General features: G+C 73.2%; 11 protein-coding genes. 2 read left to right on the forward strand and 9 right to left on the reverse strand.

Going from position 1 to position 9,408, the window contains the following annotated elements:
• The 4 genes from QH283_RS22875 to QH283_RS22890 all read right to left on the reverse strand — a co-directional run.
• On the reverse strand, positions 1 to 1,267 hold a 1,267-nt coding region (locus tag QH283_RS22875), incomplete at its 3' end, for an AAA domain-containing protein (protein WP_280505004.1).
• On the reverse strand, positions 1,267 to 2,739 hold the full coding sequence (locus QH283_RS22880; protein WP_280505005.1) for a hypothetical protein: 1,473 nt from the start codon (positions 2,737 to 2,739) through the stop codon (positions 1,267 to 1,269). The genes QH283_RS22880 and QH283_RS22875, both read right to left, overlap by 1 nt.
• The gene (locus tag QH283_RS22885; RefSeq protein WP_280505006.1) at positions 2,736 to 3,824 is read right to left on the reverse strand and encodes a hypothetical protein; all 1,089 of its coding nucleotides are present in this window, start codon (positions 3,822 to 3,824) and stop codon (positions 2,736 to 2,738) included. Before QH283_RS22885 ends, QH283_RS22880 begins: the two co-directional genes overlap by 4 nt.
• Positions 3,821 to 4,642 (reverse strand): hypothetical protein, encoded by an 822-nt coding sequence (locus tag QH283_RS22890; RefSeq protein WP_280505007.1) that lies wholly within the window; start codon positions 4,640 to 4,642, stop codon positions 3,821 to 3,823. The genes QH283_RS22885 and QH283_RS22890 overlap by 4 nt, the downstream gene beginning before the upstream one ends.
• A gap of 204 nt (positions 4,643 to 4,846) precedes the next feature.
• On the opposite strand from QH283_RS22890, the gene QH283_RS22895 reads away from it, so the two are divergent.
• Positions 4,847 to 5,068, forward strand: a complete 222-nt coding sequence (locus tag QH283_RS22895; protein WP_280505008.1) for a hypothetical protein — start codon at positions 4,847 to 4,849, stop codon at positions 5,066 to 5,068.
• 112 nt (positions 5,069 to 5,180) lie between these two features.
• Here the strand turns inward: QH283_RS22895 and QH283_RS22900 are convergent, their stop codons facing one another.
• Positions 5,181 to 5,396 (reverse strand): hypothetical protein, encoded by a 216-nt coding sequence (locus tag QH283_RS22900; protein ID WP_348538301.1) that lies wholly within the window; start codon positions 5,394 to 5,396, stop codon positions 5,181 to 5,183.
• Positions 5,397 to 5,527: 131 nt separating this feature from the next.
• On the opposite strand from QH283_RS22900, the gene QH283_RS22905 reads away from it, so the two are divergent.
• The gene (locus tag QH283_RS22905) at positions 5,528 to 5,830 is read left to right on the forward strand and encodes a hypothetical protein (RefSeq protein WP_280505009.1); all 303 of its coding nucleotides are present in this window, start codon (positions 5,528 to 5,530) and stop codon (positions 5,828 to 5,830) included.
• An 87-nt stretch (positions 5,831 to 5,917) separates the two neighbouring features.
• On the opposite strand, the gene lipA is transcribed toward QH283_RS22905, so the two are convergent.
• The 4 genes from lipA to QH283_RS22925 all read right to left on the reverse strand — a co-directional run.
• Positions 5,918 to 6,997, reverse strand: coding sequence for a lipoyl synthase (lipA, locus tag QH283_RS22910; protein ID WP_280505010.1), 1,080 nt, complete (start codon positions 6,995 to 6,997; stop codon positions 5,918 to 5,920).
• A 10-nt stretch (positions 6,998 to 7,007) separates the two neighbouring features.
• On the reverse strand, positions 7,008 to 7,742 hold the full coding sequence (gene lipB / locus QH283_RS22915) for a lipoyl(octanoyl) transferase LipB (protein ID WP_414689600.1): 735 nt from the start codon (positions 7,740 to 7,742) through the stop codon (positions 7,008 to 7,010).
• 128 nt (positions 7,743 to 7,870) lie between these two features.
• A complete protein-coding gene (locus QH283_RS22920; protein WP_280505012.1) occupies positions 7,871 to 8,404 on the reverse strand; it encodes a GNAT family N-acetyltransferase in 534 nt (177 codons plus the stop codon).
• A gap of 142 nt (positions 8,405 to 8,546) precedes the next feature.
• Positions 8,547 to 9,408: TIGR01777 family oxidoreductase (locus QH283_RS22925; protein ID WP_280505013.1), on the reverse strand; the 862-nt coding region annotated here is incomplete at its 5' end.

The following is a 9,408-nucleotide window of genomic DNA, read 5'->3' on the forward strand; positions in this document are numbered from 1 at the left end:
CCCCCCCCCCCCCCCCGGGGGGGCGGGGGGGGGGGGGGGCGGGGGGGGGGCCGCCCCCGGGGGGGCCCCGCGCGGGGGGGGGGCCCCCGGGGGGGGTTCCGGCCACCCCCCCGGGGGGGGGGGGGCCCCCCCCCCCCCCCCCCCCCCCCGCCCGGCCCCCTGGGGGTCGGGGGGGGGGGGCGCGGCGGCCGGACAGCGGATGCAGGACGACGGTGACGTCGTACTCGCGGCCCTGCAGGCGGTTGGCGGTGTCCACGGTGACCGCCTCGCCGGGGGTGCCGCGCAGGGCGGCGCGGATGGCCTCGGCCTGGTCGCGGTGGGCGGTACCGACGGCGACGCGCTCGGCGGTGACGGTGTGGCCGCCCTGTTCGGACACGGCGACGGGGGCGCGTTCGAGCAGGCGGCAGGTGATCTCGGCGACCGCGCGCACGGCCTCGCTGTCGGTGCGCAGGGCGTGCCGGGCGGGCAGTTCGTACCAGCCCCAGCCGTGCTCGGCGGCCGCGTCGAGCACCGCGTCGACGGGCGTGCGCAGCCCGCGAGCGGCGTAGGTGAGGGAGCGGGCGTCCGGGGCGGTGCCTGCGCGGAACTCGTTGAACGGGTAGAAGGCCGCCGAGACGACCGGGGCCGCGGTGGCCGACAGCCGCCAGGAGACGGGCAGGCTGTGCGGGCGGATGGCGGGATTGTTGGCGAGCATGACCGAGACCGCGCTCATGGTGGGGTCCCAGGTCAGGCCGGCCCAGCGGCCGGTGTCCACGGTGGCGAACGGGTCGAGCTGACCGGGATCGCCCACGAACAGGCCGCGCTCGAAGCGGTTGGCGATGCGCAGCAGCATGTCCGAGCGCATCTGGTAGGCCTCGTCGATGATGGCGTGCTGCCAGGTGCCTTCCTCGATGGTGGCCCACTTGGCGGCGGTGCCGATGACCACGGTGCGGTCGGCCAGATCGGTGACCTTCTGCGCCACCGCCACATTCGGGCGGCTGACGCGGTCCGAGGGCAGATAGCCGGCCGCCGAGACACGGCCGATGCTCAGGCCGGGATCGGCGGTGGCCAGGCGCTCGATGAGGTCGTCGACCTGCTCGTTGGTCTGCGCCACGATCATGTGCTGGTCACCCGACTCGGCCAGTTGACGAGCGGCCTTGACCACCAGGGTGGACTTCCCGGCGCCGGGCGGGGAGTCGACCACGATGGCGCGGTCGGCGGAGTGGGCGAGGTCGCCGAGGATTCCCGCGACGGCGGTGTCGGCGGCGCGGGCGGTGTCGGTGGTCATCACAGTTCCTCGAAGGTGTCCTCGGTGGGCACCCAATCCGGCGGCGGGCCGCCGTGGGTCCATGGCGTCTCCTCGCGGCTCGGCAGCGTCGGCGGGCGCGAGGAGACGGGGGTGAAGCGGGCGAAACCGACCGCCGCACCGACTTCGGGCACGGTGCCGGGCTCGGGAATCAGCTTGCGGCCCATGCCGCCCGACAGTTCGAGCAGCACGGTGTCGCCGTCGACGTCGACCACCGTGCCCGACTGCTTGGGCAGGGTGATGTTGCACAACTTCTCGCCGAGCACGGCGGTGAACGGGTCGCTGGTGCGGACCCGCAGGTGCGGGCGCAGCACCTTGCGCGTGCCCTTGGCCTCGGTGCGGGTCGGCTCGGCCTCGACCACCGTGCCGGTGAACGCCGTTCCGGCCAGCCGGTGTTCGAGCATCACCCTCGGGTCGTCGAAGGCGCGCTCGGCGTCGTAGCGTTCCAGGGCGCGTTCGCGGTCGAGCAGGCGGCGGGCGGCCGAGACCGCGGAGTCGCGGCGCGGCTGCGGGGTGCCCTCGGGGACGGTCTCCAGGAAGTAGGAGAAGGCGGCCACGTCGGCGGACCAGCGGCCCGCGGCGTGCGGGGCGGCGGGCAGGGCGCGCAGCAGCGCCAGGCCCTGCCACATGAGCTGCCAGGTCGGCTCGACTTGTTTGTGCAGGGCGCGCTCGATGCGCTGGACGGCCAGGGCGCGCGCGGTCTCGTCCACCGCCTCGTCGTAGGAGGCGATCAACGGGGCCAGTTCCTCGTTGTCGAAACCCGGGTCGGTGGCCGGGCCCGCGGGCGGCACCGCGAGCGGGTCCTCGGCGCGGGCGGCGGCCTGCTGCCCGGTGCGGCCGGGCGGCGGGGCGATCCAGCCGAGCAGGGCGGCCAGATTGGCGTCCTCGAGCGGGGACTGGCCGCTGGCCCAGTGCGCGGACAACACCGAGGTCATGGGCAGGGCGACGCTGGAGCCGGGATGTTCGGCGCGGTCGCGGAACCAGGTGAGCCAGCGGCCGAGCAGCGGGATCGATTCCGGCACCGGATTGTCGCCGTCGGTGCGGTGGAAACGCACCGAACGTCCCAGCAGGCCGAGGAATTCGATGCCGCCGGTGTTGGGCACCCACAGTTGCGGGGCGTCCAGGCAGCGCGTGCGGGTCTCGCCCTCCTTGGTGGTGTACTCCTCGGTCTCGGTGGTGTGCGCGGTGATGTAGGGCAGCACGATGTCGGCCAGCGCGGCCACGAAACGCAGCCGCAGCACCCGGTCGCGCGGCTGCGGGACGACGAGCAGGCGCGGGTTCGCCGCCTCGGTGCCGAGCATGACGGCCAGCGGCGCGGCGGCCTCACCGGCCAGCTTCAGCGGCACCATGACCAGCGGCCGTTTCGACAGGTGGGTGTGGCAGTAGTCGGCGATCGGCTGGGCGCGTCCGGCCCGCACGGCCTGCATCCTGGCCAGTGCGGTCAGCACGCTCATCCGGCCACCTCGAGGCGCAGCCGGTGCGCCTGCCGCAGCACCTCGGTGATGTCGGCGTACTCCTCACCCAGGTCCCGCGAGCCCTCGGCGAGCGACAGCACCACGTCGATGTTGTCCAGGCCGCCGAGTTCGTCGCAGACGGTGCGGCCGAGCACGTCCACGCAGCCCTGGGAACGCGCCTCGTCGCGGCAGGCGAAGGCCAGCTCGCAGGTCGACATGCACTCGGGGGCGTAGCGGGCGGGGATCTCGGCCAGGGTGTCGGCGAGCCGGTCGCCGAGGGCGAAGCCGGCGTCCTCGGGCAGGCTGCGCACCAGCTCGTCGATGGCGGTCAGGCGGGAGAGCTGGCGGGAGACCACGGCGAGCTGTTTGCGCAGATCGACCAGCTCGGCGGTGGGCCGATTGCTGAAGTCGGTGGTGCACACCAGGATCACGTTGTGCGAGACCAGCTTCTCCGGGTCGGCGCCGATCTCCTTCATCAGCTCGCGCAGCGCGATCACGTAGACCGCGGACTGGCGGGCGGCGGCGGCCACCTGCGCCGGATCGGCCTGGCCGTCGACCACGGGGAACGACTTGATCTCCACCACGTGGAACTGCCCGCCCAGACGCAGCGCGACCACGTCGGGCTCCAGATAGGCCGGGGCCCCGGCGATCTCGAGGCGCAGCATGGGGTGATCGAACAGCGTGCCCTCGCCGGAGTCGACGGCCTGGGCGAACAACTGGCGGGTGCGGCGGTAGCGCACGGCGTTGGAGGTGTTGTCGCCGACGGCCTCCAGATTGTGATAGGCCACCTCGGGAATGGTGAGGTCGAGCCGCTCGCGCAGCAACGCCAGCAGATCGGCACAGCCGTTGGCCTTGACCATGGCCTCGAAGGCGTTGCCTCGGGTGATCGCGAACTGGGACTGGCCGAAGGTGGGCGGGAACCCGAGATGGCGCGCGACCGCGGCCTTGTCGACCGCGGCGGCGTCCAGCAGGGCGCGCCGGGAGCAGCCGGGGTTCGTCGTCAACGCCGCGATCGTCCTGGCGTTGTGGCGGCACGCCGGCGCCGCACCACGCAGTTCGTCCAGCCGTGCCGAAAGTGTCTTCATCCCACCTCTTTCCGTCGCGTGCCTGTCACCTCGTCGCCCCGTTCGCCGGCGCGCCCGGCCACGCCGAGACGCACACCGAACAACTGATCCGCCTGATCGAGCCGGTCCAGCGCCCGCTGCGCCGCCTCGCTCCGGCGGGTGGCGTCATCGTCGCGGTGGACCGCCAGCTCGCGTTCGGCGCAGCGGGCGACCTCGGCCGGGTCGATGCTGTCGGGGCCGCCGCGCACACCGGGGATCGAGATCGCCAGCTTCCACAGCACACGCCGGGCGCGGCGATCGGCGGCGGGCTGGTCGGCCAGGTGCCCGGCCAGGCGGATGACGGCGGTCAGCAGGTCGACGCGCGGGCTCAGCGGGCCGATCACCCGGCGCTCCAGCGGCCAGGTGCTGACCGCGAGCAGGCCGCGGGCCGGGGCGAGCAGGTCGGCGGTCAGCGCCGCGCAGATGTAGTACGGGCGGGCCTGCGGGGCGGAGCGGAACGAGCGCTCCTCGTCGCGGCGCAGGCTGGTCAGCCGGGCGGGGACGAGTTCGCCGGAGAAGAACGCCTCGTGCACGCCGAGCACGAGTTTCGGAGCGGCCGGGGCGCCGAGCAGGGTGAGCGCCCGGTGCACGTGTTCGCGGACCGGAACGGCGGGGGCCGCCTCGGCCGGCTCGTCGGTGGCCTCGATGCCGAGCACCGCGTCTTCCCAGGCGTTCTCGGCCTGACGCAGCTGCGCGCGCAACTGGCGCGCGCCGACGCGATCGCCCGCGGACACCGCGCGGCGGACGGAGGCGCGCAGGTGCGCGATGCGGTCCTCCAATTGCTGGGCGGTGTCTGGCACGAGGCGAGGCTATCCAGGTATTCCAGTGAAGTCCAGTATTTGCCAGTATTTTCATCGTCTCGAACAATTGTTCGAGCAATGGGGGCGCGCTGTCGTCGCGGTCGGATATCGGTGACCGCGAGTACGGGCAAATCTCTGCTGGCGCAAGGGAGTTCGGGCGCATACCCTCTGGCGCGCAAGCAGTTTCGTCGAAGGGATGCAGGTATGAGAAAGACCGTTGCCGCTGTCACGCTGGCGTCCGCGTTGCTGGGCCCGGCGGCGAATGCCGGGGCTGCGGAATTGCCCGGCGCGGCATCGGCGGTGTCCGAGACCGGCTCGGCGGCGCTGGCCGACCCGGTGCTGTGCGCGCCGGTGATCGGCGGCGTGGTGTCGCTGTTCTACAACCCGTACGGGCCGCTGCTCCCGCAGATCTGCGCGATGCGCTGAGGCGCGCGGACCGCGGTGCGTGGCCGTGCCCTTCCCGGGCGCGGCCCCTGCGGGGGACGTGCGGGTCGTGGCCGGGTGTCGGCCGTGGCGGGGGAGTGGCCGCCGGCGCGTGTCAGTCGCAGCCGACGCCGTTTCCGTCGCGGTCGAGGTCGTATACATCGGGGCCGGTGACGCGGACGGGGCCGGTGTAGGCCGGGCCGTCGCCCTCGCCATCGGCGCAGTCGTAGTCCGGTTCCGGGGTGAGACACGGGTCGTAGGAAGGGGGACACTCCTGGGCAACCGGTGCGGCCGCGCCGGGGCCGGGGATGGACTGGCCCGCTGTGGCCACGGCAGGGGTGAGAAAAGCGCAGGCAGTGACCGCGCAGGCGGTGACGCCGATGATCGACGGATCGGAAGGGGCCCGAGGCGCGTGGGTGACGGAGATGCCCAGTGGCGGAGGAGATCCCTAGGATCGGGAGCGTGGAGTTCGTTCTGGCCGTCATGCTGCCCATCGTGATCCTGGCGGGGTGCCTGGTCGCTATTCGCTTCGTGCGCAGCAAGCAGCGTGATGGCGAACTCGGCAGCGTGGCGCCGGTCGCCGACGGGGAGCCGACGCGGCCCGCGCACGGCCGGGGCGAGGCGGTACCGGCCGGGCCCGACGTCGAGCGGGTCGGGGCCGACACCGAGCGGGTCGGGGCCGACACCGAGCGGGGCGGGGTCGAGCGGGTCGACGATCGTCCGCTCGGGACGCGGGACGACGAAACCTCCGGCCCCCGCCCCTGACACCGGCTCGCGGGGACACCACCGGCAGTGGTGGACGCGACACGCCCCCGGCGACGCGAGGCGTGGGGTCGGTCGCCCGATCGGGGGTCAGTTGCCGAATCGGGCGAGGACGGCGGAGGCCTCCTGGGAGGCGGTGCCCTCCTCGGCGAGGTGCGCCATGGCGGCGGGGATCTCGCGTCCGTGGTGGGCCATCGCCTGGGCGTAGAGACGCCCCGCCCGGTAGGAGGAGCGGACCAGCGGGCCCGCCATGACACCGGCGAAGCCGATCTTCTGGGCGGCCTCGGAGTGCTCGACGAACTCCTCGGGCTTGACCCAGCGGTCGACCGGGTGGTGGCGCGGGGAGGGGCGCAGGTACTGGGTGATGGTCAAGATGTCGCAGCCCGCCTCGTGCAGGTCGCGCATGGCCTGGGTGACCTCCTCGGGGGTCTCGCCCATACCGAGGATCAGATTGGACTTGGTGACCAGGCCCGCCTCGCGGGCGGCGGTGAGCACGGCCAGCGAGCGCTCGTAGCGGAAGGCGGGGCGGATGCGCTTGAAGATGCGCGGCACCGTCTCCAGGTTGTGCGCGAGCACTTCGGGGCGCGAGCCGAAGACCTCGGCCAACTGGCCGGGGTCGGCGTTGAAGTCGGGGATGAGCAACTCGACGCCGGTCGCTGGATTGAGGCGCTTGATGGCGCGCACCGTCTCGGCGTAGAGCCAGGCGCCGCCGTCGTCCAGGTCGTCGCGGGCCACGCCGGTGATGGTGGAGTAGCGCAGGCCCATCGCCTGGACGGACTCGGCCACGCGGCGGGGCTCGTCGCGGTCGAGCGCGGCGGGCTTGCCGGTGTCGATCTGGCAGAAATCGCAGCGCCGGGTGCACTGCTCGCCGCCGATGAGGAAGGTGGCTTCGCGGTCCTCCCAGCATTCGAAGATGTTGGGGCAGCCCGCTTCCTCGCAGACGGTGTGCAGGCCCTCCCGCTTGACCAGGCCCTTGAGTTCGCTGTACTCGGGGCCCATGGTGGCCCGGGTGCGGATCCACTTGGGCTTGCGCTCGATCGGGGTCTGCGCGTTGCGCGCCTCGATGCGCAGGAGCTTGCGGCCGTCGGGGGCCGGGCCGGTCGGCGCGGCCGTGGCCGGTGCGGGGGCGGTGGTGCCGCCCTGCGGTGTCGGGGTGTCGACTGAGGTCACGATCTCGACCTTACGCCCGTGCCGGATCCGGCCGCCCGGCCGGTGTGGCCCGGATGTCGTGCTCGCGCACCGGCAGATCGCCGTTGAGCGCCTGCACGACGGCGGTGGCGACCATGGGCTTGACCTCGGCGACGGTCACCTCGCGGTCCAGTTCACGGGTCAGGGTGGTGACGCCGGCGTCGGCGATGCCGCAGGGCACGATCGCCTGGAAGCCGTCGAGCGCGGAGTTGCAGTTCAGCGAGATGCCGTGCAGGGCGACGCCGCGCTGCACCCGGATGCCGATGGCGGCGATCTTGCGCTCGGCCAGATATTCGGTGGCGGGCAGCCACACGCCGGAGCGGCCCTCCACCCGGCCGACGGTCAGGCCGAGGTCGGTGCAGACGGTGATCAACGCCTCCTCGAGGCGGCGCACGTAGTCGACCACGTCGACCGGCTCGGCCAGGCGCACGATCGGGTAGCCGACGAGCTGGCCGGGGCCGTGCCAGGTGATCTTGCCGCCGCGGTCGACCTGGACGACGGGACTGCCGTCGATGGGCAGGTCGGCTTCCTCGGTGCGGCGGCCCGCGGTGAACACCGACGGGTGCTCGAGTAGCAGCAGACGGTCGGAACCGGCGCCTTCCGCGCGTTCGGCGGCGATGGTGCGCTGCAGTTCCCAGGCGGCGTGGTAGTCGATGAGACCGAGATCCTCGACGACGACGGGTGTGGTGTCGAAGCGGGCGGACCGGGCGGTGCGCGTGTCGTTCACGGGCACGACGTTACGCCCGGGGGTGGAACTCATCACAGCGACCCGCTGTGGTCGCGACCACAGTGTTGCCGACCTGCGATTTCGCTGGTCGCGTCGCGGCGGACGAGGTGTCGGGGGGCGGGGCGCGGTCAGTCGCCGTCGACCGGGATGGTCAGCTGCAACAGGGTCAGGTCGAGCCAGCGCCCGAATTTGCGGCCCACCTCGGGCATCCGGCCCACCTCGACGAAGCCGAAACGCTCGTGCAGGGCGATGGAGGCGGTGTTGCCGGACTCGATCGCCGCGATCATGGCGTGCACGCGGCCGGAGGTGCGGGCGCGTTCGACGAGTTCGCCGAGCAGGGCGGTTGCCAGGCCGCGGCGGTGGAAGCGCTCGGCGATGTAGACGGAGTTCTCCACGCTGTAGCGGTAGCCGACCTTCGGGCGGAACTGCCCGTAGTGGGCGTAGCCGGCGAATTCGCCGTCGACCTCGGCGACCAGCACCGGCATGCCGGCGGCGCGACGATCGCGGAACCAGGCGGTGCGGTCGGCCAGGTCGGCGAGTTCGACGTCCCAGAGCGCGGTGGAGTGCGCGATGTTCTCGTTGTGCAGCGCCAGGATCGCGGGCAGGTCGTCCTCGGTGGCGTCACGGATGACTATTCCGGCGCGGGCGTGCGTGATGGTCAACGGGATACTCCAGAACTCGGCAGCAGGACGGCCGAGATCGATCATCACTGGTCACGGCGGTGACTGGCAATGAGCGTTGGGTCACCGACGGCTGAACACCTGCTGGTCCCGGCCGCACCGAGGGCAGCAGCAGGGCGCGATGTCAGCGCGCGTGCGAGTCCACGAGCGCCGACAACGCCGAACCGATGGTGGGATGGCGGAACTGGTAGCCCGCCGTCTCCAGCGCGGTCGGGATGGCGCGCGGGCCACGCAGGATCGCCTCGTCGGCGAACTCGCCGATGACCGCGCGCAGGGCGAGCGCGGGCACCACCAGCGGGGTGCGCCTGCCCAGCGCCCGGCCGAGGGTGTGGTTGAACTCGGCGTTGGTGACCGGTGCCGGCCCGACCGCGTTGACCGGGCCGGACAGCCGGTCCTCGGTCAGCGCGAACCGGATCGCGCCGATCTCGTCCTCCAGGGAGATCCACGGGGTGTACTGGCGGCCGCTGCCGAGACGCCCGCCGAGGCCGAGCCGGTAGAGCGGCCGCAGCATGCTGAGCATGCCGCCGTGCGGGGCGAGCACCACCCCACTGCGCAGCAGCACGGTGCGCACGCCCGCGGCCCGGGCGGGTTCGGTGGCGGCCTCCCAGTCCCGGCACAGGGTCGCCAGGAACCCGGTGCCCGCCGCAGCGGTCTCGTCGACGACCCGATCGCCGGTGTCACCGCCGTAGTAGTGCACGCCGCTGGCGTTGACCAGCACCGGCACTCCCGCCTCGGCGACCGCGGCGGACAGCACATCGGTGGGTGTGATGCGGCTGTCGCGCAGTTCCTGTTTGAAACTGCCGGTCCAGCGCCGCCTGCCGAGGCCGGTGCCGCACAGGTTCACCACGGCGTCGGCCCCCCGCAGCGCGCGGGCGTCGAGCTCGGCGCGCGGGGGATACCAGGTGAACTCGTCACGGGCGGCGGCCGGGGGGCGCCCCCCCCCCGCCCCCCACGGGGGGGGGCCGCGGCGCCCGCGCGCCCCCCCC

This window comes from Nocardia farcinica, from assembly GCF_029867845.1.
Taxonomy (GTDB): Bacteria; Actinomycetota; Actinomycetes; order Mycobacteriales; family Mycobacteriaceae; genus Nocardia; species Nocardia farcinica_A.